The organism is Zhengella sedimenti, assembly GCF_046506625.1.
Lineage (GTDB): Bacteria > Pseudomonadota > Alphaproteobacteria > Rhizobiales > Rhizobiaceae > Zhengella > Zhengella sedimenti.
Genome location: NZ_JBKFFP010000003.1, coordinates 183,804 through 208,749 on the forward strand (window position 1 = coordinate 183,804; position 24,946 = coordinate 208,749).

The following is a 24,946-nucleotide window of genomic DNA, read 5'->3' on the forward strand; positions in this document are numbered from 1 at the left end:
GACCGCATAAATCGCGACAAAGGCGCCGAGATTTCCCCAGGGAGAGAAACCACCCATGGCTGACGCCTTCATCTGCGACTATGTCCGCACACCCATCGGCCGCTTCGGCGGCGTGCTTTCCTCCGTCCGCGCCGACGATCTGGGCGCCGTACCGATCCGTGCGCTCACCGAGCGCAACAGCGGCGTCGACTGGAGCGCGGTGGACGACGTCATCTACGGCTCGGCCAACCAGGCCGGCGAGGACAACCGCAACGTGGCGCGCATGGCGCTGCTGCTGGCCGGCCTGCCGGTGGATGTGACGGGCACCACGGTCAACCGGCTGTGCGGCTCGGGCATGGACGCGGTCATCATGGCGGCGCGCGCCATTAAGGCCGGCGAGGCGGAACTCATGATCGCCGGCGGCGTGGAAAGCATGAGCCGTGCGCCCTTCGTGATGCCCAAGGCCGATACGGCCTTCTCGCGCAACGCCGAAATCTACGACACGACCATCGGCTGGCGCTTCGTCAATCCTCTGATGAAGAAGCAGTATGGTATCGATTCCATGCCGGAAACGGCGGAGAACGTGGCCGAGGACTTCAACATCTCGCGCGAGGACCAGGATGCCTTCGCGCTGCGCTCGCAGATGAAGGCGTCCGCCGCGCAGGAAAACGGGCGGCTGGCGAAGGAAATCGTGCCGGTGACGATCCCGAGCCGCAAGGGCGATCCGGTTGTGGTGGACAAGGACGAGCATCCGCGTGCCACTACACTGGAAAAGCTGGCTGCGCTGAAGGCACCGTTCCGGGCCGGCGGTTCGGTGACGGCGGGCAATGCGTCGGGCGTCAACGACGGTGCGGCGGCGCTGATCATCGCTTCGGAAGCGGCAGCGAAGAAATATGGCCTGACGCCGGTGGCGCGCATCCTCGGCGGCGCAACCGCCGGCGTGCCGCCCCGCATCATGGGCTTCGGCCCGGCACCGGCGACGAAGAAGCTGTGCGCGCGGCTCGGCCTCACGCCGCAGGCCTTCGACGTGATCGAACTCAACGAGGCCTTTGCCTCGCAGGGGCTGGCGACGCTGCGGGATCTCGCAATCGCCGACAACGCGGATCATGTGAACCCGAATGGCGGGGCCATTGCGCTCGGTCATCCGCTCGGCATGTCGGGCGCGCGCATCACCGGTTCGGCGGCGCTCGACCTGCATCACCGTGGCGGCAGGCTGGCGCTGGCGACCATGTGCATCGGTGTCGGCCAGGGCATCGCCGTGGCGCTGGAAAAGGTCTGACGGCATCTGACGGCATGGGCCGGGTAGTTCCGGGCGGCGCGGGTCAGGCGATTTCGTGGATCCTGACGCCGTCCGGACAGACTTCGCGGGCGATATCGACGACGTGGCGGTGGTGGGTCAGGTAGATGGCCTGCCCGCTGCGGCCGATCCGCTCCATGATGCGGCAGGCGGCACGGGTGCGGTCCTCGTCGAAGGTTTCAAAGATATCATCGCAGAAGAAGGGCAGGCGGATGCCCTGTTCGCCAAGCTGTTCGTAGGCGGCGGCGCGCAGCGCGAGATAGAGCTGGAAGCGCGTTCCCTTCGACAGGTCCTCGACGCGCTTGGCAGCGCCCGAGGCGTCAACCACCAGCAGTACCTCCGACGCGCCGTCCGGCTGGCTGCGCAAGTGCTGGTAGGCGCCATTGGTGAGCGTGGCGAACACGGCCTCGGTGGCCGCCATCATGCCGCTGCGATGCGCATCGCGATAGCTGCGGATGGCGGCATCGGCCAGGCGCAGGCCGAGCGTCAGTTCCAGGTAGTCGAGCGCCGTTTCCTCCATTTCGATTTCGAGCGTCGCCTTGCGTTCCACCAGCAGGGCGATGTCGGCATCGCCGGTGACGGCGGCGAGATCGCGCTCGGCCGATGTCCGGGCTTCTGTCGCCCTTGTCAGGCGGTCATCGATCGCTTCAAGGTCGGCGGCACGTTCCTGCGCCCCGGCCAGCAGGCCGGCCGAGGTTTCGTCCCGCAACGCCCCGCGGGCGGCTGCCATGTCCGGCACCGAAAGGGCGTCGAGCACCTGTCGGACAAGGGCATCGCGCTGATGGCGCTTGTCGATGATTTCCTGCGTGAGGGTCACGGCGGCGCGCAATTCGATGAGCGTGGCAACCGGAATCCCGTCCGGGAACAGGGCTCCCCACTGGCGCACCTGCAGGTCGATGTCGTCCAGTTCCTGGCGGGCGCCCGCCAGCGCCGCGGTCTTCCTTTCCAGGCTGGTTTCGATTTCCTGTCGCCGGAAAAATGCCTGCGCGGCCGCTGCGGCACGCTGGCGCAGCGCATCGAAGGTGGCCAGCGGATCGTCACCGGCGGGCATGGCGCGGCTGGCGGCAAGCGCGGCGATGCCCTCTGAAAATTGCCGCCGGTCTTCCTCCATCGCCGAAATCTGGCGTTCGGCGGCCGCGCGCCGGGTTTCCAGTTCGCGCAGGTCGCGCAAGGGTTCCAGCGACGTCTCCAGCACGCCCGGCGCGATGCGCCCCGCGAAGAGGTCAGTGACGAGTCCCGTCCAGCTATCGCTCATCCTGCCCGCCTCCGCTTCCAGCGCGGCAAGCCTTTCGCGCCGCGCGGCAAGTTCGCGGTCCAGCGCGCCGAGCCTTTCTTTGGCTGCCCGGACCTTGTCGCCATGTTCCCGCTCGGCCACCGCCAGACGGCGGGCCGCATCGAGACAGGTCTCGAAATCCGGGTCGGCGCGGTCGAGAAGGGGGCGCAAGGCCGACAGCAGCGCATCCGCCTTCTCCAGCACCGGGCGGTGCTGTTCGCGGATGCGCCCAAGCCGCTGATGGGCGGCCCCCGCCGCGGCCAGGCGGTCGACCCACGGAAAGAACGCGGCCGGGCTTGTTTCCGGATCGAGGCCCGCGGCCCTTGCGGCGCTGGCAATCCCGGCTTCGAGGCCGGCCCTCTCAGCCTCCAGCCGGGCCAGTTCCCCTTCGGCCTGTGCACGCAGCGTATCGGCTTCCGCCAGCGCCTTCTCCGCCTGGCGCAATTCGGCCAGTTCGCGGGCCTGGGCGAGGCGGTTCTGCGCCATGTCGTCCACGCGCCGCATGGATGTCTCGAAGGCAGCGGCACTTTCATCGCTCAGCGCTGCGCGGTGGGCCGACCATAGCCTGTCGCGCTCGCCGATCGCGGCCATCGCGTCGTGGTCGGCGATCACGGCCCGGCCGGCGGTCAGCCGCTCGATCTCGCCGGCGCTCAAGGCGGACGTCTCGCGATGGCCGGCAATGCGTTCCCGCAGTTCCGCGATCTTCCGGTCCAGGGCATCCAGACGCCCGGCCGTGGCGCGGGCGTCTTCCGGCGAAAACGGACAGTGCGGAACGGTGTCGAAGCTGCGGCCTGCCAGTGCCAGTGCGTCGAGGGCTTCGCGCAGTTGCAGGCGCGCGGCTTCCACCGACTGCAGGGCGGCGGCGTGCGCCGGCGCGAGACGGTCGGCGTCGTGGCGCTCAAGCAGGGCGCTCACGCCGGTTGCGGGCGGAGCATCCCGTTCGAGGTCTTCCAATGCCTGCAAGGCTTCCCGGCGGCGCGCTTCCAGCGCCGCCACCTCGCGGGCCTCGCCGTCGCGATCGCGAAGGGCCGTGCGCAATGCCTCGCGCGCCGCTTCCAGCGCGGTCAACCCCGCAGCCGGGCAGACCAGCGAGGCGGGAGAAACGTCGTCGCCCACGCCCAGTTCGGACGCCGCGCGGCCCATGTCATGAAGGAGGTCGCGAAGGGCGATGCGCCGCCTGGGCAGGTCGAGGCCGGCTGCCGCGTAGCGGCTGCGCAACGTGTCGAGGTCGTCCAGTTTTCCGGCGAGGCGCAGGTCTTCCGGGTCCGGGGCAATGCCGGCCAGCAGATCTTCCAGTTCGGCGATTTCCTGTTCGAGCCGTTCGGCGTCGCGCAGGGCCCGCGCCTGGACGGTCAGCAGGGATACAAGGGTTTCAGCATCGATGTCGAGGCGGCCGGGCAAGGCGGCATGGGGAGCGATGGCTTCCTCCAAGGCATCGATTTCGGCCAGAAGGGGCAGGGCACGGCGGCGGGCGTCGATGGCCGCGGCTTCCCGGCGCAGGCGCTCGCGCTCCGCGCGGATGGTTCCTTCCTCCGCGGCCGCCTGGTCGCGGGCCATGCGCAGCCTGCGCCAGGCGCTGGCAGTGACGTCGCCCTCGCGGATCTGGCGTTCCACATCGGCCAGGTCCTTCTTCAGGGCGGCCATGCGGGTGGTGCTGGCGCGCTTGCGGTAGAGCGTGTCGGCCTCCGCGCGCGCGTGATCCAGCACGCCGGACAGATCGGCGACGCCCGCGGCTGCGGAAAACAGCAACCGTCCGATATCGCCCCTGGCATTGGCGATGTCCTCGCCGCCACGCTCGATGGTCTCGTCGTCGAGGCACAGGAGATTGCGGTAATCCTCCTGCGTCAGGCCGCCCAGATGAGCCGAAAGCGCGCTCTCGGGCAGCGGCGTGCCGCCGGCGTCAACGAGGGAAGCGTTGCGGGTGGACAGGCGGGTGAAGGCGCGCAGGCCTTCCGGCGTCTCCAGCAGGCCGGAAACGCGCAGGTTCTTGCGCTGATGCTGGAAATCATAGGGCTCGCGCAGCGGAAAGCCGTAGAGCAGGCGCAGGAACGCCTCCTTGGTGGTGGTCTTTCCCGCCTCGTTCGGGCCATGGATGATGTGGAAGTCGGCGCCGCCACCGGTCTCGCCGAAGTCGAAGCGGCGGGCGGTGAAATGGCCGAAAAAATCGAGATCAAGGCGGCGGATCCGCATTATCCGGCAGCCCCCTTCATCCGGGCGATCAGCCGCCTGGCACCCGACGCGAGGAGACGCTCGCCAAGCGCGGCCGCCGCGTCTTCTTCCGGTATCAGCGCGTTGCGGCGATGGGCCGGAAGTTCCGAGAGGACGGCTTCCACCTCTTCCCCGACGGATGCGGCAAATCCCGGTTCCCGGCTGATCGCGTCCATCAGGCGTGCCAGTTCGTCGGTCGCGGCCGCTCCCGGCGCCGTCCTGGCCGGGGCGGAAAGTTCAAGGACCAGCTTTTCCAGCCAGAGACGGCCGGTCTGGCGCGCCAGGTCGGCCGCGGTTTCCTGCCAGATGTCGCGGTCGCGCAGGATCTGCCAGTGCCGGGCCGGCGTGCCCGTCAGCGTGACGCGCACGATGCCCGCATCGGCTTCCGTGGCGGAGGCCAGGGCGGCAAGGCGCTCCCTCAGCAGGGCACGAAGGCCGTCGTCGTCCCCGATGGCGGAAACGTCGATCTCCAGCGCGGCGAACTCGGCCACCGACGTCGCGATCTCTCGGATCTCCAGCGCATGGCCGTCGATGGCGATCAAGGTTGCCGATTTCGGTCCCGCTTCACCGATGTCGCGGCCCTGCGGCATGCCGGGCATGACGATGAAGGGCGCCCGCGCATGGACCTGGCGCTTGTGGACGTGGCCCAGCGCCCAGTAGTCGAAGCCCATGGCGGCGAGTTCGGCCACCGAACAGGGGGCATAGACGTCATGGCCCTCGGCACCTGCCAGCGAGGTGTGCAGCATGGCGATGTTGACGGCGCCGGGAACGGGTGGCGGAAACTTGTCGAGCAGGCTCTCGGGCGCCTGTGCGCGCGCGAAACTGACGCCGTGGATCCAGACGCCGTCGGCCAACTGTTCCTTGCCGCCGCGACCGTCGAAGACGTGGACGTTGTCCGGCAGCGACAATTCGCCGGTGACCGGGTTCTCCGCGTCATGGTTTCCCTTGATGTAGAAGGCCCGGATGTCCGCCTGGCGCAAGCGGTCGAACTGGCCGGTGAGAAAGGCGGCGGTGCGGGCGCTGCGTTCGGCGCCGTCGAAGAGATCGCCAGCGATGAGCACTGCCGCGACCTCCTCGGCGATGGCCGTATCGACCAGGCGCGCGAATGCATCCCGTGTCGCCGCATGCACCACATCGCGCAAGGCCTCGCTGCGAAGGGCAAGCGACTTCAGCGGCGAATCGAGATGGATGTCGGCGGTGTGCAGGATCCTGATCAAGCGTTGTCCCTGTTTCCGGCAAGACCATGGGCGGCCGGCCGATTCGTTGCGTTTTTCATTTTGGCCGAGCAAGCAGATTATGCGCATCCATTTCAAGGATGAAGATCACCGGCAGCGGCTGCCTGCCGGTCATTCCTGCCGCACGAGCACGAAATCGAATTGCGTTTGCCATTGCGTCCCGTCATCCACCCGTTCGAAGCGCGCGACGAGTGTTTCCTTGACGCCGAAGACGGCATCGGAGGCGAGCCACGGATCGCCTTCAACGAAGATGTGGGTGACGAGTTTCTCATGACCCGGCGCGGTCACAAGGAAATGCATGTGGGCGGGACGAAACGGGTGACGGCCCAGCGCCGCCAGCATGCTGCCCACCGGTCCGTCATCGGGGATTGGATAGGATACGGGCTTGATGCCGACAAAGCTGTAGTTCCCGTCAGCACCCGTCGTGAAGATGCCGCGATTGTTCCACTTCGGCTGGATATCCGGTTGCTGCACATCATAAAATCCCTCCGCATTGTCGGACCAGACATCGATGCGCGCGCCTTCGACGGGTTTTCCGTCCAGGTCCGTCACGCGTCCGCGGAACAGGCAGGTTTCTCCCTTGCCGTCTTGCACGATGCTGTCACCCATGGCCCGCTCGGGGGCACCCTCGACGTGAAAGGGGCCGAACACGGTGTTTTCGGTCGCTCCGGGCGGCCGCCGGTTGTTGATCGCGTCGACGAGCATGGAAAAACCCAGCACGTCGGACAGGAGAATGAACTCCTGGCGGTTCTCGGAGCACATCTGGCCGGTCCGTGTCAGGAAGCCGATGGCCGTTTCCCACTCTTCCTGCGTCAACTGAACGTCGCGGGCAAAGGCATGGAGGTGGCGGACAAGGCTGGTCATGATCTCCCGGAGGCGCGGGTCGGTGGCGTCGTCCATTCGGGCATTCACGATCTCTGCCGATGTCTCCTCGGTGAAATAGTCCATGGTCCGTTTCTCCCGTTCCGGCCGGTCACTCCTCGAAGGCGGCAGCATGTGTTGCGGTCTGCCTGCAAGCTGGAATGTGACATGGCCGGGGCCTGGCGGAAAAGCGCTTTCGCGGCGTGGTCATCGCGGTCGAGCGGTGCTAAGCAAATCGGCAAGGCAAACAATGGCATGGATCACATGGCAACGGGCACAGGCGGCGGGAACGGGGAGACGGATGGCGTGCCGGCCAGGACGCGCGCGCCACGTGGCGTGCAGTCCATCGAGACGGGCGGCGCCATCCTCATGGCGCTCGCCAAGGCCGGCGGTCCGGTCAAGCTGCGGGACCTGGCCGAGACGCTCGGCATGGCGTCGGCGCAACTGCACCCCTATCTGGTCAGCTTCCGCAACATCAACATGGTCGAACAGACCGAGACGGGCCAGTATCAGCTCGGCCCCTTCGCGCTGCATCTCGGACTGACGCGCCTGCGCAACCAGAATGCCTATCGCGAAACCATCCGGCGCCTGCCGGAACTGGCCGACACGCTGCAGCTCATGGTGTCGATCAGCGTCTGGGGCATGCACGGGCCGACCATCGTCTACCTGCAGGAATCGGAAGCGCGCATCCATTCCAACGTGGTGGTCGGCGGAACCTACATGGTCACCATGACGGCGACGGGCCGCGCCTTCGCTGCCTTCATGCCGGGCAAGATCACCGAGCCGCTGGCGCGGGCGGAACTGGAGGGACGGGCGCCGTCGCTTTACGCCATACCCGGCGTGAGCGAGGACACTTTCCGAAGGGAAGTCGCGGCGGTGCGCCGGCTCGGCTACTCGATCACGCGGGACGCGCCGATCCCCGGGGTCAGCGCGGTTGCCGCACCGGTTTTCGACCATACCGGGACCGTGCAACTGGTCGTCACCGCCATCGGGCCGTCGAACTATATCGACCTTTCGCCCGACGGCCCCTGCGTGACGCGCCTCATGGCGTTCACGCAGGCGCTTTCACACGATCTCGGTCATTTCGACAGCGTATGATCCTTGTCAGGCGTTGGCGCCGGACATGTGCCGCGCGGCGATATAGCCGAAGGTGATTGCCGGCCCGAGCGTGATGCCGCCACCGGGATAGTTGCCGCCCATGATGGATGCAGCGTCATTGCCGGCCGCGTAGAGCCCCTGGATCGGCTTGCCGTCACCATCGAGAACGCGGGCGTTCTCGTCGCAACGCAGGCCTGAAAAGGTGCCGAGATCGCCAATGAAGAGCTTGACCGCGTAGAACGGGCCCTTCTCGACCGGGGCAAGGCACGGATTGGGCTTGTGCTCCGGATCGCCGAGCGAAAGGTTGTAGGCGGTGGAGCCCTTGTGGAATTCCGGGTCCTCGCCACGGCGCGCCGGTTCGTTGTAGCGGGCAACGGTGCGTTCCAGTTCGTCGCCATCCACGCCGATCTGCGCCGCGAGTTCCCTGAGCGTCTTGCCCTGGAAGAGGTATCCGGAGCGGATGTGCTGGCCGAAAGGAACCGGCGCCGGCTTGACATAACCCAGCCCGTATTTGCGCAGGGTCTTGTGGTCGGCGATGAAGAAGGCGCAAATCTCGCCGTCTTCCTCGCGGCAGCGCTTCACCATGGCCTGGCAGAAGTCGTGGTAGGAATCGGCCTCGTTGACGAAACGCCTGCCGGACCGCGTCACGGCGATGACGCCCGGTTTCGAGCGGTCGACGAAATGGGGGAAGACACCCAGGGTTCCATCAGCGCGTGGCGGCCGCGACACGGGCACCCAGGCCGCCGAATGCGGCAGCGTGTCGTCCACCGTGGCGCCGACGGTCTCGCCCAGGCGCAGACCGTCGCCGGTGTTTCCGGGCGGGGCTGGGGAGACATGCTCATAGCCGGACGGCGCGTGCGGAAACAGCGCCTTGCGGCGCACCGGGTCCTGCGGAAAGCCGCCGGCCGCCAGCACCACACCCTTGCGCGCGGTCACTTCCACCGGTCCTTCGCGCGTGTCCACGATGGCGCCCGTCACGCGGCCGGTGCCGTCCTCGACCAGTTCGCGCACCGGCGCGTCGGTCCAGATGGGCACGTTCCTGTCGAAGCAGGATTTTGCAAGGCGCCCGACCAGCGCATTGCCGTTCATCAGGCGCATCGGCCGGCCGTGAAAGGCCATGTCGCGCAGGAATTTCAGGAACAGCTTCGCGACGTAGAAGGCCGAGACCGGCGACTTCGTGACGTTGAAAAAGTGCAGCAATTCCTTGCCCGAGCCGATCATCATGCCGAGAAAGGTGATCTCCGACAGCGGCGGGCGCAGGCGGCGGATCTCGCCCTTCAGTTCACGCCCGTCGAACGGCCGTGCCACGATGGAGCGTCCGCCCGGCATGCCGCCTGGCGCGTCGGGATGATAGTCGGAAAAGGTCGGGCCGAGGTCGAATTGCAGGGCGGTGTTCTGCTCGAAGAATTCCACCGCCTTGGGTCCGGTTTCCAGAAAGGCATCGACGCGCGCGGCATCGAAATGATCGCCCGCCTCGTGCCGGAGATAGGTCCGTGCCTTCTCGATGCTATCCTCCACGCCTTCGCGCCGGGCCGGTCCGTTGCAGGGGATCCACATCCAGCCGCCCGAACGCGCCGTCGTGCCGCCAAAGACGTGCTCCTTCTCGACCACCAGGACATCGAGGTTGCGGTGGGCGGCCGAAACTGCCGCCGAAAGCCCGCCGGCACCGGATCCGACAACAAGAACGTCGCAGGTCTTCGTCTTCATGACAGGGTTCCTCCCGTTCGATCCGGTTTCATGCTGTGAGATAGCCGCCGTCGACCGGCAGAATGGCGCCCGTGACATAAGTCGACATACCCGATGCCAGGAACAGCACGGGGCCGACGAGTTCCTCCGGCCTGCCGGTGCGTCCCATCGGGGTGTGCGCCATGAAGCGGCCGATGGCATCCGGGTTGGCGCGGGTGGTCTCCGTCATCGGCGTGTCGATGACACCCGGCGCCAGCGCGTTCACGCGGATGCCGCGCGGGGCCAGTTCGTGGGCCAGCGCCTTGGTGAACTGGGCGATGGCGCCCTTGCTGGCCACATAGGCGGGGATGCCGGGGCCGGCGGAGAACGCCATGATCGAGGCCAGGTTGACGATGCGGCCGCCGGTTCTCTCAAGCTGGGGCAGGAATGCGCGTACCATGTTGCGCGTGCCGTCGACGTTTATCCGGAACGTGTCGTCCCAATGCCGGTCGAAGTCCGCGTCGTCGATACCGTTGCGGCGGATGATGCCGGCATTGTTGACGAGGATGGCGGCATTCCCGAGTTCGGCCGCGACGCGCGCGGCGAAGGCATGGGCCCCGGCGCCATCGGCGACATCGAGACGGGCGGCAAGCGCGGTCCCGCCGGCCGAGGCAATCATCGCGGCGGTTTCGCCAGCGGTTTCGCCGTCGATGTCGGCGACCGCCACCTTCGCACCCGCATCGGCCAGGCCAAGCGCGATGGCGCGGCCATTGCCCTGTCCGCCGCCGGTGACCACGGCGACGCAACCCTCGATGTCGATCATGCTCCGGCTCTCCAAATTAGGTTATTGCTAACACGTTTGATTATCGCTAATGTTGGTTCCAGGCAAGACGGCCGGGAAAAATTCTGCCGCCTTGACGGAAACCGGCGCGACCGAGGCGCCGGGGAGGAAACCGCGCCCGACGGGCGCAAACCGGGAGGACATCATGACGAAACGGCTGATGGCAGCGGCGCTGGCCGCTGCAACCATGCTTACCACCGCTCCGGCTCTTGCCGAGAGCTATGATCTTCAGAGCGTCTTCGGGCTCCAGGTGCCCTCGATCGGCCAGAGCCCGGTCAAGTGGGCCGAGCGCGTGAAGCTGATGACCGGCGGCAAGGTCGACATCAAGGTTCACGGCGCGGGCGATTTCGTGCCGGGCTTCGAGGTGTTCGGCGCGGTCTCTTCCGGCGCCCTGCCGATGGGCTTCGACTGGATCGGATACTGGGCGCAGTCCATCCCGGTCGCCAATCTCGTGGGTTCCATGCCGTTCGGCCCGAGCCCCGACGTGGCGCTGGCATGGATGTTCGAGGGCGGCGGCATGGAGATCATCCAGAAGGCCTATGACCCGCACGGGGTCAAGGTCATTCCCTGCCACCTTGTCGTGCCCGAGGCAGGCGGCTGGTTCAACAAGGAGATCAACTCGGTCGACGACTTCAAGGGCCTGAACATGCGCATCGCCGGCCTGGGCGGCAAGGCGCTGGCGAAACTGGGCGCCAATACCCAGCTCGTGCCGGCGGGCGAGATCTACGTCTCCCTGGAGACCGGGCGCATCGACGCGACGGAGTTCTCCGCGCCGCAGCTCGACATCGGCCTCGGCTTCCAGAAGGTGGCCAAGTATTACTACTTCCCGGGCTGGCACCAGCCGTCGAGCTGGGATTCCATCATCATCAACATGGATGTCTGGAACGGCTTCGACGAGGCGACGCAATCCATCATGGTCGAGGCCTGCAAGGCCAACATCACCTACAATCTCGGCGACCAGCTCAACGCCCAGGCCGATGCCATCGCCAAGATCCGCGAAGCCGGGGTCGAGGTGCGCCGCTTCCCCGACGAAGTGCTTGCCGGCATCCGCGAACAGGCCGAGGCCGTGCTGGCCGAGGAAGCCGAAGCCGACCCGATCTTCAAGGAAGCCTATGAATCGCTGACCGCCTACATGGACCGCGTCGGCGAGTGGGAAGCCCTGCAGGCCATTCCCAAGAAGTGACATGGACCCCGACCCGGTTCCGGGTCATGCTGACAGGACGTCCCGGCAAGCCTTGCCGGGACGTGCGGCCGGTCCATCCAGACCGGCTGACGGCACACATGCGCGCGAGATGGCTTCCATGACCGCATTGCTCAACAGGATATTCGCGGCGTGCACCTGGCCGGGCCGGATTGTCGGCTGGCTCATCCTGCCGCTGATCGCCAGCGTGTGCCTCACCGTGCTTGCCGCGCAACTGGGGCTCAACGTGCTGGCCGAATGGGGCGTGGCGGTTCCGGTCTTCGGCAAGGCGCTGACGGTCAACTCCCTGCTGGACCTGCAATGGCACATCTTCGCACTGATCGTGCTGTTCGGCGGCATCTATGCCTATCGCGACAATACCCACGTTTCCGTCGATGTCTTTTCGTCTGCCCTGCCGGACCGCACGCGCCTCATCGTGCGCACGGTCGGCGATCTCATCTTCCTGCTGCCCTTCTGCGTCATCATCGCCTGGTATGGCGCCAGTTTCGCCGAGAAGGCCTTCATGACGGGCGAGGGGTCCACCTATGGCGGCCTCATGGACCGCTGGCTGATCAAGGCGGCGATCCCCGTCTCGTTCACGCTGCTCGGCATCAGCGCCGTGATCCGGGCGGTGCTGACCTTGCGGCGCATCATGGATATGCGCGGGGAGAGACCATCCCATGGGTGACGCCTATCTGATGCCCATCCTGATGCTGCTCGGCCTGATGGCGGGCATCTTTTCGGGCTATCCGGTGGCCTTCGTGCTGGCCGGGGTCGGTCTCATCTTCGCCTTCATCGGCGGCGTGCCCATGCTGTTCCTGTCGCTCGGCGTGTCGCGGATCCATTCCGGCATCCTGACCAACTGGCTGCTGATCGCCATTCCGCTGTTCGTCTTCATGGGCCTGATGCTGGAGCGCTCGGGCGTTGCCCAGCGGCTGTTGCGCTCGCTCGCCTCGCTGTTTCGCGGCCTGCCCGGCGGCTATGCCTTTGCCGTGGCGATCATCGGGATCGTCATGGCGGCCTCCACCGGCATCATCGGCGCGTCCGTGGTCCTGATGGGCATGATGGCGCTGCCGACCATGCTGAAGAACGGCTATGACGCCCGCATCTCCACCGGCCTCATCGCCTCCAGCGGAACGCTGGGCATCCTCATTCCGCCCAGCGTCATGCTGATCGTGCTGGGCGACCAGTTGCGGGTGTCCGTCGGCGACCTGTTCATGGGCGCGGTGGGTCCGGGCCTGCTGCTCGGCTTTCTCTATATCGGTTTCCTGACCTTCGTCGCGATCTTCCAGCCGCACCGCATGCCGGCCGCCAGGCCCGAAGGCGGGCCGTCCAGCATGGCGGAAGCATTGTTCGACCTGACGCGCGACCTGCTGGCGCCGGTGGCGCTCATCGCCGCCGTGCTGGGCACGATCGTCACCGGCATTGCCACGCCAACCGAATCCGCGGCGATCGGCGCGCTCGGCGCCATGATCCTTGCGCTGATCTCGGGAAACCTGAACCTGGCCGTATTCACCGACGCGCTGCGCGACACGACCAAGACGACGGCGATGATCATCTTCGTGATGATGGGGGCCACGGTGTTCAGCGTCATCTTCCGCAAGCTCGGCGGCGACCAGATGGTGATGGACGCCTTTTCCCTGCACGGGGACAATCCCTACGCGGTGCTTCTCACGATCATGGCCCTGGTCTTCATCCTCGGCTTCTTCCTCGAATGGGTGGAAATCTCGCTTGTCGTGGTTCCGATCGTGGCACCAATTGTCGCCGGGCTCGATTTCGGACTGACACAGGAACAGACGCTGATCTGGTTTGCCATCGCCTTGTCGGTCAACCTGCAGACGTCCTTCCTGACGCCGCCTTTCGGCTATGCGCTTTTCTACCTGCGCGGCATTGCCCCGGAAGGGGTGGGGATCGGCACCATCTATCGCGGCATCATTCCATTCGTGATCCTGCAACTCATTGCCCTGACCATGGTCATCCTCTGGCCGCAGATCACGCTCTGGCTGCCCGGCTACCTGGCAGGATAGAGGGTCCGCACTTCGCATCGCACGGCCACCCTTGCCCGTTCGCCTCCGCCGCCGTGTCCATTGCCTTCATCCATGGGAGCAACGCCCGGAACGTCGTCGCGGACAGTGGCGGGATGCCGTGCAACTACAGCAGCGTCTCCGAAGCCGTGGTTGCGGCCGGAGAGGACCGGGCGCGCGACGCCGCGCAGGCCCGGCCGCCGCCCGGTGTCAGCGATGATGTTCGCCGACCGGGCAATCACCTTCTTCGGTGAAGCAGGCATCCGTGCGCAACTCCAGCCACATGGCGTTCATGACGGCGAAGAGCGCGGCAAGGGGAAGACCAAGAAGCCACGAAAAATACCACATGGGCTCAACTCCTTCAGTAGAGCGTGTCTGCGTTGCCGGTGACGTCATCCTGCGTGACCTTGCCCCACAGCACCTTGTAGACCCAGGCGGTGTAGGCGAGGATCAGCGGCATGAAGATCAGCGTGCAGACGAGCATCACGAACAAGGTCTGGTGCGAGCTTGAAGCGTCCCACACGGTCAAGGAACTGTTCGGGTCCACCGTCGAGGGCAGGATGAAGGGGAACATCGTCAGCCCGACGCTGGCAATGATGCCGGTGATGGCCAGCTTGGACCAGAGCAGGGTCGATACCTCCAGGCCCGCGCGCAAGCCGCGCACGGCCATGGCGATCCCCGCAAAGCCCATCAGCGGCGCGACCGCGATCCAGGGCCGCTCGGCATAGGCGCCGAGCCACGATCCGCCGCGCGCAACCTCGCTGTAAAGCGGGTTTGACGGGCCATCCGTGACTACAGTGCCAACGATGGCAAAACCGTCGACGCCGAAGGCAAGCCACAGTCCCGCCAGCGCATAGGTCACCGCGGCCACGATCCCCGCAACGGTGCCATAGGCGCGGGCGCGCTTGGCAACGGGGCCATCCGCCTTGAGACTGAGCCATGCGGCGCCATGCATCAGCAGCATGGAGAGCGACACCACGCCCGCCAGCAGCGCGAAGGGGCGAAGCAGGCCGGCGAACTTGCCAAGGGCACTGCCGTCGTACATCGGCATCAGGTCCGGGGTCAGGTGGAAGGGCACGCCCAGGAGCACATTGCCCACCGCCACGCCGAAGAGCAGCGCCGGCACCGCGCCGCCGACGAACAGCGCCCAATCCCAGCGTGCGCGCCAGGCGGCGCTTTCACGCTTGGAACGATACTTGAAGGCCACCGGGCGCAGGATGAGCGCGGCCAGCACGGCGAACATCGCCAGGTAGAAGCCGGAGAAGCTGACCGCGTAGAGCGGTGGCCATGCTGCGAAGATCGCGCCGCCGCCAAGGATGAACCAGACCTGGTTGCCTTCCCAGACCGGGCCGACGGTATTGATCGCCTGGCGCCGTTCGACGTCCGTTTTCGCGACGAAGGGCAACAGCGCGCCCACGCCCATGTCGAAGCCGTCGGTGAGCGCAAACCCGATGAGTAGGACACCGAGGAGCCCCCACCAGATCACGCGCAGGATTTCGAAGTCGATCATTTCATAAAGGATCATGTCACTTACTCCGCCGGGGTGGTTGCGAAGGGGCCTTGCCCGTCATGGGTGCGCAGCCGGTGCTCGTGGCGTCTCTGCCAGGCCTCGGTCTCCTCCACGTCCTGGAACGGGCCCTTGCGGATGTATTTCACCATCAGGCTCATCTCGATCACGAACAGGACCGAGTAGAACGTGAGGAAGCCCGCCAGCGTGATCAGCAGATCGGTTATGCTGAGGTGGCTGGCCGAGAGCGCCGTCGGCAGGACACCGTCCACCGTCCAGGGCTGGCGCCCGAACTCGGCGACGAACCAGCCCAGTTCCGCGGCGATCCAGGGCGTCGGAATGATCGCGACTGCCGCGTAGAGGGACCATCGCGGGAACTGCATATTCCGGAAATTGGCCCGGTAGAAGAAATAGAGCATCACCGCGATGAAGCTGAAGCCGAGGGCGACCATGATGCGGAATGCCCAGAAGAGCGGGGCGACGCCCGGGACCGTATCATCGGCGGCCTGGGCGATCTGTTCGGGTGTCGCGTCGCGGGGGTCGTCGACATAGCGCTTCAGCAGGAGGGCGAAGCCAAGGTCGCCGGAATGCGTCTCGAAGGTCTCGCGGACCGATGCCGGCGTGTTGTCGCGCTGCTCGCGGATGGTCATCAAGGCGTCATAGGCGACGATCCCGCGTTCGATCTTGTGGCGGGCTTCCTCAACCAGATCGTTGATCCCGGGGATTTCCTCGGTGAGGCTGCGCGTGCCGATCAGGCCCATGACCCAGGGGATCTCGATGGCGTAGTGCGTCTCGCGCGCTTCCTGGTCGGGAAAGCCGATCGCCGTGAAGGGCGCCGGAGCCTCGTGGGTCTCCCACATGCCCTCGATCGAGGCCAGTTTCATCTTCTGGGTATGGCTGGCGGAGTAGCCGGACTCATCGCCCAGGACCACGACCGACAGCGCCGCGGCAAGACCGAAGCTGGAGGCCACCGCGATGGAACGCCGCGCCAGATCCTTGTGCCGGTCCTGCAGCAGGTAGAACGCAGAGACGCCCAAGACGAAGATGCTGGCCGTGACATAGCCGGCCGAGACGGTGTGAACGAACTTCGCCTGCGCCACCTCGTTGAAGACCACGTCGAAGAACGAGGTCATCTCCATCCGCATGGTGTCGGGGTTGAACTCGGCGCCGACCGGGTTCTGCATCCAGCCATTGGCGATCAGGATCCAGAGCGCCGAGAAGTTCGATCCGATGGCCACGAGCCAGGTGACGATGGCATGCTGCACCTTTGTCAGCTTGTCCCATCCGAAGAAGAACAGGCCGACGAAGGTCGCCTCGAGGAAGAAGGCCATCAGGCCCTCGATCGCCAGCGGTGCGCCGAAGATGTCGCCGACATAATGGCTGTAGTAACTCCAGTTCATGCCGAACTGGAATTCCATGGTGATGCCCGTGGCAACGCCGAGAACGAAGTTGATTCCGAACAGCGTGCCCCAGAATTTCGTCATCTGCCGCCAGATCGGGCGGTTGGTCATGACGTAGACGGTCTCCATGATGGCGACGAGGATCGACAGGCCCAGCGTCAGCGGCACGAAGAGAAAGTGATACATGGCTGTCAGCGCGAACTGCAGGCGCGACAACTCAACCAGTCCGATCTCCATGATGCGTGTCCTTTCGACGATTTATCCGCATCGCAGATGCGAATTTATGCGTCTCTTCTATTTCACATGCGGAATACTGAATTGATCCATGTCAAAAGACTTATCTGAAATGCACGTTTTATGTTGCCGCGTATGGTTCAATCCTGACGTGGCGGTCGGCGTTCCCGATTTCTTCCGATTGGTGGGCCGCGATCAGGATGGCGGCGTGCGGACAGGCACGGCGCAGCCCTGCCATGACGGCGTGAGCGGTGGCCGCGTCCAGGCCCTCGGTCGGTTCGTCCAGAAGCAGCAGATGCGGTTGGCGCAGGATCGCCCGTGCAAGGACGAGACGGCGCGCCTCGCCACCCGAAAGCCCCGATCCGCGGAAGCCGAGGCGGGTTTCCAGTCCGTTTCGCCGCTTCAGCGTTTCTGTCAGACAGACGGAATCCAGCGCCTGCCACAGGACGTCGTCCGGAGCGTCCGGCGCGGCAAGGCGCAGGTTGTCGGCCACGCTTGCGGCGATCAGGGCGTGACGCTGGGGCACGAGCGCGACACTTTCCGTCAAGGCCTCGACGGGCAGCGCGGCCGGATCGGCATCACCGAAACGCACCCGTCCGGAGGATGGCACCAAGGCACCGGCCGCAAGGAGCAGCGCCGTGCTCTTCCCGCTGCCGCTGGGCCCTTCCAGCACGACGGTTTCGCCGGGAGCGATGGTCAGGCCGAGCGGTGCAAAGACCGGCTGCGCATTCGGCCCCCTCGCGTAAGTGACGTTCTGGAAGACCAGCAAGCCGGCAGGCGGTTGGCCGGGCGTATTGCGGCGGCCCGGAACGGGTTCGACGGCGGGCAGGATGCGGCGCGCGGCCTGTGTCATGCGGCCGAGTTCCGCCAGGGCCCGACGGACCGGCGCCACGGTTTCACCGAGGGCGAGCGCGGCAAAAATCGCGATGGCCGCTTGCGCCGCGGTGATGCTGCCTTGCTGAACCAGAAAGATCCCGATCCCGAGGGCCAGTGCGGTCACGCTGGCTCCGGTCATTTCGAGGACAGCCCCCGTCGCGCGCTCGATCCGGTCCAGCCTGGCGCGTGCCAGCCGGTGGCGCGAAAAGGCTGTTTCGATGGCGGCGGCGCTGGCCGGCAACTGGCCAAAGACCGTCAGGTCGTCCCGGCCCGCGATCATGTCGACCAGGCGGCTGCGCGTGGCCTGCATCGCTGCTTCGGCCTGACGCGCTGGCCGGGATGCCACGCGCTGGCCGATCAGGAACACGCCTGAGGGAAGCAGGAGATAACCCGCGCCGATCACCGATGCGACGGCCGGGTGCACCAGCCACCAGAGCAAGGCCGTGCTCAACAGGATCACGGACCATCCCGCCAGGGCGGGCAGGACCAGCCGCAAAAGCGCCCCGTCAAGCGCGTCGGTATCCGCGGTCACCCGGTTCAGGAAGGCATTTGCCCGCAAGCGCTCCAACTGCCGGTGCGGACTTTCGAGCAGGCCACGCAGCAGGCGAATGCGCAAATCCGACAGCGCACGCAGCGTCGCATCATGGGTCAGCACGCGTTCGCCGTAGCGGGCGGCAGTCCGCCCCAATGCCAGGAAGCGCACCATCGCAGACGGTGCGAAGACGTTGAACAGGATTCCCAGCCCTGCCATGCCCGCGGCTGCCGCGGCGGTGATGAACCAGCCCGACAGGCCCAGCAGGGCGACACCCATTGCCAGCACGGTCGCGGAGAGAAGCAGACCGCGCAGCAGCGCCCGGCGTTCGTTGCGGACAAGGAGAAGGACAAGCCTGACCAGCGCGCTCATGCCCCGTCCCTCATGCCGTCCAGGGCGATGCACCGGTTCATGCGGCCGGCCAGAACGGGGTCATGGGTCGCGACGATCAGCGTTCCGCCATTCCCGACATAGCGTGTCAGGCTTTCGGTGATGGCCTTGGCTGTCGAGGCATCCAGGTCCGCTGTCGGTTCATCGGCAATCAGCAGGCGCGGCGCGCCATGCAGCGCCCGCGCAAGGGTCACACGGCGCGCCTCACCGCCTGACAGTCCGGCGCCGCGTTCGCCGATCAGGGTCAGGTCCCCCCTCGGCAGCGCTGCCATGACACCGGAAATCCGGGCGTCCGCCATCACCTTCGGATCGAGCGGCGCGCCGAACCCGATATTGTAGCGCAGGCTGCGATTGATGAAATGCGGCGCCTGCGGCATCCAGCCGAGGCACGCGCGCCAGGCATCGGCATTGCCGTCATCCAGAGGTTCGTCATCCAGCAGGATCGCCCCGCGGTCCGGCCGCTCTAGCCCGGCAAGAAGGCGCAGAAGGGTGGTCTTGCCACAGCCGCTGGGGCCGGTGATTGCGATGGCTTGGCCGGGCGCGACGCGAATGCCGGGATAGGAGATGCCGCGATGCGTCATATCCTGCACCCGGATGACCGGCTGCGGCGTCAGCGGGCCGGCGGAGATCCCCTGGCCCAGACGAACGGGTCGCTCCTCTGCCCTCCATCCTTCCAGTTCGTCCAGGACGGCCTCGGCGGCGGCGCGGTCGTGCCAGGCGGCGGCCAGGTCCCTCAACGGCTGGAAGTAGTCCGGCGTCACCAGCAGCAGGTAGATCCCCACGGCAGGCGTCAGTCCGGCGCCCCATGTTCCCCAGTCCAGTTCCCCCAGAAGCGAGAAGCCGACCCAGACCGCGACCATTGCCACGCCAAGGGCGGCGAACAGTTCAAGGACGGTCGACGACAGGAAGGCGATGCGCAGGACGGCCATGGTCCGTTCGCGCAATTGTTCGGAAGCGCGGGCAAATCCGTTGACGGTTTGCGGACCCGCGCCGATCAGCCGGAGATCGGAAAGCGCGGCAAGCCGGTCCACCAGCAGGTCGTTCAACGCGCCGATCTCGGACATCTGGCGTTGGCTTGCCGCCTTTGCCGCCCAGCCGACAAGTGCCATGAACAGCGGGATCAGCGGCCCCGCCAGAAGCAGGACCAGGGCAACCGCCCAGCTGTGCCATGCGGCGATCGCGAGGATCACGACCGGGACCACGGCGGATCGCATCCGTGCAGGCCGATAGCGCATGAGCCAGGGACGCAGGGCTTCCAGTTTTTCCCCTGCCAGTGCCGCCAGGGCTCCGGGGCCACCCAGTCCGGAAATTGTCACCGCCATCGACTCGACGCGGGTAATCTCTTCGCGTAGCTCTGCAATGCGCATGTCCGCGGCTGATGCGAGACGGCTCTGAGCCAGGGCCTCGAGCCAGCTCCGCAAAGCGGCAATCACGAAAAAGGCAGCGGCCATGGCAAGTGGCGACAGCGATCCCGGATCCGTGAGCAGGGCGCCGAGGGACAAGGCGATGGTTCCGGCGGCGGCCAGCGACATAAACGATGCCGCAAGGCTGAGCCAGGTTCCCTGTCTTTCCTGCCGGGAGGAATGGGCGGTGCGCGCGTTCACGAATGCTCCGGAAAAATCTGGATCCTGATGCGCAAATATGGCGCTTTGGCCGATGCCGATTTGATCTTTCTCAATGTCTAATCCCCATCTGCGATGCAGAAAACACCCGTTGTCAGCCAGGAGAGACGATGAGACTGACCACGCGAACCAATCTTGCCGCGCGCATTCTCATGACCTGTGCGACGAATGGCGACCGGCTCATGCGCACCGCGGAGATTGCCGAGATGTGCAATTGCTCGACCAACCATGCGGCGCATGTGGTCCAGCGTTTGCAGATCGAAGGCTACCTGACCACCCTGCGCGGAAGGTGTGGCGGGATCTGCCTTGCCCTGCCACCCGACCGGATCTCCATCGGCGCGGTATTCCGCCTCTTTGAAAGCGAAATCCCTTTTGCGGAATGCTTCGACAGCGCCAACAATGCCTGCCCGCTGACAGGAGCCTGCCGCCTGCGAAACTATATCCAGCGCGCCCTGGATGCCTTCTATCATGAACTCGACATGGTCACGCTGGACGATCTCGTGCGGGGCAATTGCGGTCTTGGTGAGCTGCTCTCAATGCGGCCGGCACCGCCCCCGGGTTGCGCCAGCGGACCGGCCGGCATCAACTGACATGGCAGCGCGCGTCGAAACGGCCCGGCGTCAGTTTCGGACAGAAGCGGCTACAGGTCCGGCGACGGGCAGGCGGGCCGCAAGGACCCGCCTGCTGGTTCTGCTCGTTTCTCAGAGCGCGCGGGTCGAAAAATACCAGTCGACCGTGAGGCAAGCTGATGCAGACGGGTTCGTAGAGAGTTGCAACGTCCGCTCCCGAGGGGCCGAATGCCCGCTGGTTCCTGACGCTTGCCGAAGCGGGTCAAAAGTTGGAGGATCAACAAGGATATACAAAGAGTAGCGCCCATACGGCGCTATCGGTCACAGGACGGCGATCTCGTCGATCGATTCCGATGGCGCCACCAGCCCGCCAGCGTCCGGCGGTGCAGGGAATTGTATCAGGACATGGACAAGCTTTCCGTCATGCACGCCTTTCGCCGGATTGTCGAACGCCACAGCTTTGCGCGGGCGGCAGAGGATCTTGGCGTCTCACCTGCGCTTCTGAGCCGGGAGATCAAGCTGCTCGAAGAGAGCCTTGGCACAACGCTGCTCACACGCACGACACGCTCCATGTCGCTCACCGATGCCGGGCGGCTCTACTACGACGAGTCGAGCGGCATCCTCGATGCGGTGAACGAGGTCGAGACGCGCATCCGAGAGGGGGCCGGGGCGGTGCGCGGTCACCTGAAGGTCAATGCCTCCAGTTCATTCGGGCAGACGGTGATCGCGCCGATCCTGCCAGGTTTCCTTGACGCCCATCCCGACTTGCGGCTCACGCTTTCGATGGACGACCGGGTCGTGGACATGGTCGAGGGCGGGTTCGACGTCTCGATCCGCATCCGCCCCGCCATGCCGGACTCGGCACTGGTGGCGCGCAAGATCGGGACGATGCGGCAACGGATCTTCGCCGCGCCGGCCTACCTCGAAAAAGCTGGCGTCCCGCACACCCCGCAGGACATCGCGCAGCACCGGGTGATTGGCTTCCTGCTTGCCGATCACCTCACATCATGGGCCTTGGAGGGCCCCTCCGGCGCGACCGCCATCGACCTCGATCCGGCGGTCCGCGTCGGAAACAGTCTCGTGCTGCGCGATCTCCTGATCGCCGGCCAGGGCATCGGCACGCTCCCGGACTTCGTCTCCAACGAGGCCGAGCGGCGGGGCGAGCTTGTGCGCGTCCTGCCCGGCTGGGAGCTCCCGGCCCCCGACATCTTCGCGGTGACGGCCTCCCGGCTGGGCATGGACGCCAAGGTCACGGCATTTCTCGACCACCTGCGTGCCGCGCTATAGCCCTGACATTCTTCAGCCCACGTAAAGAATGAAGTGACAGCCGGCCGGTTATTCCGGCCCCGCCATTCCCCGATCCTCTCAGGCAACGAAACCCGAAGCCTTGAGAGGATACCATGACCCGCGTTCTCGTTCTCTACTATTCCAGCTACGGCCATGTCCGCGCGCTAGCGCAGGCCGAGGCCGAAGGTGCCCGCAGCGTGCCCGGCACCCATGTCGACCTTCGCCGCGTGCCCGAGACCGTCCCTGAGGACATCCGGCAGAAGGCCGGCTTTGTTGGGGACGACACGCCCGTTGCCAGCCCTGCCGACCTGGCGTCCTATGACGCCATCATCTTCGGCACGCCGACACTGTTTGGCATGATGGCCGGGCAGATGAAGTCCTTCCTTGACCAGGCCGGCGGTCTCTGGGCGCGGAACGCGCTGGTGGGCAAGGTCGCCGCCGTCTTTGCCTCCACCGGTTCGCAACACGGGGGGCATGAGGCGACACTGCTCTCCACTCAGATCCCGCTCCAGCACTTCGGGATGCTGATCGTCGGCATGCCCTACACCTTTGCCGGTCAGAAGACGGCCGAGGGAATTGTCGGCGGCGCGCCCTATGGCGCGGGAACGATTGCCGGTGCCGACGGCTCGCGCGTGCCCACTGGGACCGACCTCGCCGGTGCGCGCTTCCAGGGCGCCCGTGTGGCGCGGATTGCCGCGCGCCTCTCCGGGGCCGGCCTGGCCGAGGAGGCTGCGTGATGACCTCCCTCACCATCGATTTCTTCCACGACGTCGTCTGCTGCTGGTGCTTCAACATCTCGTCGCGCCTGCGCAGTCTTGGTGATGAGTTCGATCTCGACATCCGGCACCGGACCTTCGTCCTGCAGGCGAGCACCGCCGAGATGGCCGCGCGCTGGGGCAGCCCCGCAGACGCCCGCGAGACCATCCTCGGCCACTGGGCGGTCTGCCGTGAGAACAGCGACCAGCCGGAGCGCGTCGATATCGACGCCATGCGTGCGGCTCCGTTCGACTATCCGCACGGCATGACCGCGGCGCTGGGGTGCAAGGCAGCCGAACGGCTTGGCGGACAGGCCGCCCATTGGGACATGTTCGACCGGCTGCAGCGTGCCCATCTCACCGAGGCGCGGAATGTCGCCGATCCTGCCACGGTGTTGCACGTTGCCCGAGACCTCGGCTTCGAGACCTCGGCCTTCGCCGAGGTCGTCGACGATCCGGAAACCATGCGAGCCGTGGAGGCCGATCGGCAATATGCCCGGGCTCTTGAGGTCCGGTCCATCCCGACGCTCATCATTCGCGAAACCGGCACCCGGCTCGTCAACGGACCACGCGAGGACCTCGCCGCGCAGCTGCGCTCCGTCCTTCGCCTCGTCGCCTGAAAGGAAATCCAATGACCCTCTGGTTCCTCCGCCCAGGTGCGCGGCACCGCCGGCACGTTCCGCGCGGCGTGCCGCCCGACATGACGCCCCACCTCTTGCGCGATATCGGTCTCGAGCCCTGGTCCGAATGTCCGCGTCTTCCGCTTTTCCATTTCTGCTGAGCCAGTCCCGGAGACATGACCCATGTCACGCACCACCGATACTCTTCTTACCGCGCTTGCACCGGCCGTCTGGGGCAGCACCTATCTCGTCACGACCGAGGCGCTGCCCGCAGGCTACCCCATCACGATGGCGGCGCTGCGAGCCTTGCCGGCCGGGCTCCTCTTGCTCGCGTTCACGCGCTGTCTGCCGCCCAGTGCCTGGCTTGGCCGTGCCTTTCTGCTCGGCAGCTTCAACTTTGCGCTGTTCTGGGTGCTTTTGTTCGTGGCTGCCTACAGGCTTCCCGGCGGGGTAGCGGCCACACTGGGGTCGTTGCAGGCAATGATGGTGATCTTCTTGGCACGGGGCTGGCTCGGCACGCCGGTCAGGGCGGGGGCGGTCGCTGCGGCAGGGGCGGGCGTTCTGGGCGTGGCGCTCCTTCTCCTGGGTCCTGAGGCCGAGCTCGATCCCGTGGGTGTAGCGGCTGGCCTGGGCGGCGCGGCGTCCATGGCAGCAGGCACGGTCCTCAGCCGGAAATGGCAGCCGCCGGTCTCTGCGCTGAGCTTTACCGCCTGGCAACTGACTGCCGGCGGGCTGATCCTGTTGCCGCTGGCGCTGGTCATGGAACCCGCGCTGCCGCCCCTGACTGCGACAAACCTCGCCGGGCTCGCCTGGCTCGGCCTCATCGGCGCTGCGGCCAGTTATGTCATCTGGTTCCGGGGTATCGCCCGGATAGAGCCCGGCGCCGTCTCGATGCTCGGCATGATGAGTCCCGTGACGGCCGTGCTGCTGGGGTGGGTGGTTCTGGGTCAGTCCCTGTCACCGTTGCAAGGGCTCGGTGCCGCCATTGTCCTCGGCTCCGTCTGGGCGGGGCAGTTGGCAAACCGCCCAACCGCCGAAGGCCCAAAAGCGCACACGGTCTCGAGCCGGGCAAGCGTCGCCTGATCGCCCTCCCGGAAAGGACCTTCCGAATGTTGCCGCTGACACTGACCCGGAACCTTGCGCGCAAGGCGCGCCTCGCCGGCCTGCTCTGCCCCGTCATCCTGTCTTGGCTGGTCTCGGTGCCAAGCTGGGCCCATCCTGTCTGAGGTCAGCAAGTAGGAGAACTGCAGCTGCGCGAGGTTGGCGGGAGGGCAAGACACCGGATCGGCGAATGTCGTCAAAATTCGTCAATCTTCGGGCTTGAGCGCTACTCGTTCCAAGATCCACGCCACCATAGCGGTGGATCCGGCCCGGGATGCTCTCGGCGCCAGAACGCATCCCCATGGCACTGCCCTGCGTGGCCGCCGGCCGACAGATGCGGCGCACACGCTGATGGGGACTTCGGTGGCCATGAACCTTTGAAGGCGAACTTT

The 24,946-nt window shown here is 66.2% G+C and carries 20 protein-coding genes; 10 read left to right on the forward strand and 10 right to left on the reverse strand.

Features of this window, described 5'->3' with window-relative positions; all coding sequences use genetic code 11:
- Window positions 1-55 precede the first annotated feature (55 nt).
- Window positions 56-1,258 carry a 3-oxoadipyl-CoA thiolase gene (gene pcaF, locus ACLB6G_RS10310; protein WP_410356084.1) on the forward strand — a complete coding sequence of 401 codons (1,203 nt, stop codon included), beginning with the start codon at window positions 56-58 and terminating at the stop codon, window positions 1,256-1,258.
- A gap of 43 nt (window positions 1,259-1,301) precedes the next feature.
- Here the strand turns inward: pcaF and ACLB6G_RS10315 are convergent, their stop codons facing one another.
- From ACLB6G_RS10315 to ACLB6G_RS10325, 3 genes are all read right to left on the reverse strand, one after another.
- On the reverse strand, window positions 1,302-4,739 hold the full coding sequence (locus tag ACLB6G_RS10315; protein WP_410356085.1) for an AAA family ATPase: 3,438 nt from the start codon (window positions 4,737-4,739) through the stop codon (window positions 1,302-1,304).
- A complete protein-coding gene (locus tag ACLB6G_RS10320; protein ID WP_410356086.1) occupies window positions 4,739-5,974 on the reverse strand; it encodes a metallophosphoesterase family protein in 1,236 nt (411 codons plus the stop codon). The genes ACLB6G_RS10315 and ACLB6G_RS10320 overlap by 1 nt, the downstream gene beginning before the upstream one ends.
- A gap of 129 nt (window positions 5,975-6,103) precedes the next feature.
- Window positions 6,104-6,940 carry an intradiol ring-cleavage dioxygenase gene (locus tag ACLB6G_RS10325; RefSeq protein WP_410356087.1) on the reverse strand — a complete coding sequence of 279 codons (837 nt, stop codon included), beginning with the start codon at window positions 6,938-6,940 and terminating at the stop codon, window positions 6,104-6,106.
- Window positions 6,941-7,117: 177 nt separating this feature from the next.
- Here ACLB6G_RS10325 and ACLB6G_RS10330 point away from each other — a divergent pair, with 177 nt between their 5' ends.
- Window positions 7,118-7,951, forward strand: a complete 834-nt coding sequence (locus tag ACLB6G_RS10330) for an IclR family transcriptional regulator (RefSeq protein WP_410356088.1) — start codon at window positions 7,118-7,120, stop codon at window positions 7,949-7,951.
- Window positions 7,952-7,957: 6 nt separating this feature from the next.
- Here the strand turns inward: ACLB6G_RS10330 and ACLB6G_RS10335 are convergent, their stop codons facing one another.
- A complete protein-coding gene (locus ACLB6G_RS10335) occupies window positions 7,958-9,658 on the reverse strand; it encodes an FAD-dependent oxidoreductase (RefSeq protein WP_410356089.1) in 1,701 nt (566 codons plus the stop codon).
- Window positions 9,659-9,686: 28 nt separating this feature from the next.
- Window positions 9,687-10,439 carry an SDR family NAD(P)-dependent oxidoreductase gene (locus ACLB6G_RS10340; RefSeq protein ID WP_410356090.1) on the reverse strand — a complete coding sequence of 251 codons (753 nt, stop codon included), beginning with the start codon at window positions 10,437-10,439 and terminating at the stop codon, window positions 9,687-9,689.
- Window positions 10,440-10,602: 163 nt separating this feature from the next.
- On the opposite strand from ACLB6G_RS10340, the gene ACLB6G_RS10345 reads away from it, so the two are divergent.
- The 3 genes from ACLB6G_RS10345 to ACLB6G_RS10355 all read left to right on the forward strand — a co-directional run bounded on the left by ACLB6G_RS10345 (window position 10,603) and on the right by ACLB6G_RS10355 (window position 13,664).
- Complete coding sequence (locus ACLB6G_RS10345; RefSeq protein ID WP_410356091.1) at window positions 10,603-11,640, forward strand: TRAP transporter substrate-binding protein; 1,038 nt, start codon at window positions 10,603-10,605, stop codon at window positions 11,638-11,640.
- 118 nt (window positions 11,641-11,758) lie between these two features.
- Entirely contained in the window at window positions 11,759-12,325 is a 567-nt protein-coding gene (locus tag ACLB6G_RS10350) for a TRAP transporter small permease subunit (RefSeq protein WP_410356092.1), read from the forward strand.
- Entirely contained in the window at window positions 12,318-13,664 is a 1,347-nt protein-coding gene (locus ACLB6G_RS10355) for a TRAP transporter large permease (protein WP_410356093.1), read from the forward strand. Before ACLB6G_RS10350 ends, ACLB6G_RS10355 begins: the two co-directional genes overlap by 8 nt.
- Before the next feature lie 207 nt (window positions 13,665-13,871).
- Here ACLB6G_RS10355 and cydX read toward each other — a convergent pair whose 3' ends face one another.
- From cydX to ACLB6G_RS10380, 5 genes are all read right to left on the reverse strand, one after another.
- Complete coding sequence (gene cydX, locus ACLB6G_RS10360; protein ID WP_410356094.1) at window positions 13,872-14,009, reverse strand: cytochrome bd-I oxidase subunit CydX; 138 nt, start codon at window positions 14,007-14,009, stop codon at window positions 13,872-13,874.
- A 13-nt stretch (window positions 14,010-14,022) separates the two neighbouring features.
- Window positions 14,023-15,186 carry a cytochrome d ubiquinol oxidase subunit II gene (gene cydB, locus ACLB6G_RS10365; protein ID WP_410356095.1) on the reverse strand — a complete coding sequence of 388 codons (1,164 nt, stop codon included), beginning with the start codon at window positions 15,184-15,186 and terminating at the stop codon, window positions 14,023-14,025.
- A gap of 5 nt (window positions 15,187-15,191) precedes the next feature.
- Window positions 15,192-16,805 carry a cytochrome ubiquinol oxidase subunit I gene (locus ACLB6G_RS10370; RefSeq protein WP_410356096.1) on the reverse strand — a complete coding sequence of 538 codons (1,614 nt, stop codon included), beginning with the start codon at window positions 16,803-16,805 and terminating at the stop codon, window positions 15,192-15,194.
- A 118-nt stretch (window positions 16,806-16,923) separates the two neighbouring features.
- Window positions 16,924-18,582 (reverse strand): amino acid ABC transporter ATP-binding/permease protein, encoded by a 1,659-nt coding sequence (locus ACLB6G_RS10375; RefSeq protein WP_410356097.1) that lies wholly within the window; start codon window positions 18,580-18,582, stop codon window positions 16,924-16,926.
- Window positions 18,579-20,204, reverse strand: a complete 1,626-nt coding sequence (locus ACLB6G_RS10380) for an ABC transporter ATP-binding protein/permease (RefSeq protein WP_410356098.1) — start codon at window positions 20,202-20,204, stop codon at window positions 18,579-18,581. The genes ACLB6G_RS10375 and ACLB6G_RS10380 overlap by 4 nt, the downstream gene beginning before the upstream one ends.
- A 128-nt stretch (window positions 20,205-20,332) precedes the next feature.
- Between ACLB6G_RS10380 and ACLB6G_RS10385 the strand changes: the two genes are divergently transcribed.
- The 5 genes from ACLB6G_RS10385 (at window position 20,333) to ACLB6G_RS10405 (ending at window position 24,536) form a co-directional block, all read left to right on the forward strand.
- Window positions 20,333-20,812, forward strand: a complete 480-nt coding sequence (locus tag ACLB6G_RS10385; protein WP_410356099.1) for an RrF2 family transcriptional regulator — start codon at window positions 20,333-20,335, stop codon at window positions 20,810-20,812.
- A gap of 384 nt (window positions 20,813-21,196) precedes the next feature.
- Window positions 21,197-22,078, forward strand: a complete 882-nt coding sequence (locus tag ACLB6G_RS10390) for a LysR family transcriptional regulator (protein WP_410356100.1) — start codon at window positions 21,197-21,199, stop codon at window positions 22,076-22,078.
- A gap of 113 nt (window positions 22,079-22,191) precedes the next feature.
- Window positions 22,192-22,815: an NAD(P)H:quinone oxidoreductase gene (gene wrbA, locus ACLB6G_RS10395; RefSeq protein ID WP_410356101.1), complete on the forward strand. Its 624-nt coding sequence runs from the start codon at window positions 22,192-22,194 to the stop codon at window positions 22,813-22,815.
- Window positions 22,815-23,453 carry a DsbA family oxidoreductase gene (locus tag ACLB6G_RS10400; protein WP_410356102.1) on the forward strand — a complete coding sequence of 213 codons (639 nt, stop codon included), beginning with the start codon at window positions 22,815-22,817 and terminating at the stop codon, window positions 23,451-23,453. Before wrbA ends, ACLB6G_RS10400 begins: the two co-directional genes overlap by 1 nt.
- A gap of 183 nt (window positions 23,454-23,636) precedes the next feature.
- Entirely contained in the window at window positions 23,637-24,536 is a 900-nt protein-coding gene (locus tag ACLB6G_RS10405) for an EamA family transporter (protein ID WP_410356103.1), read from the forward strand.
- The last annotated feature ends 410 nt before the right edge of the window (window positions 24,537-24,946 follow it).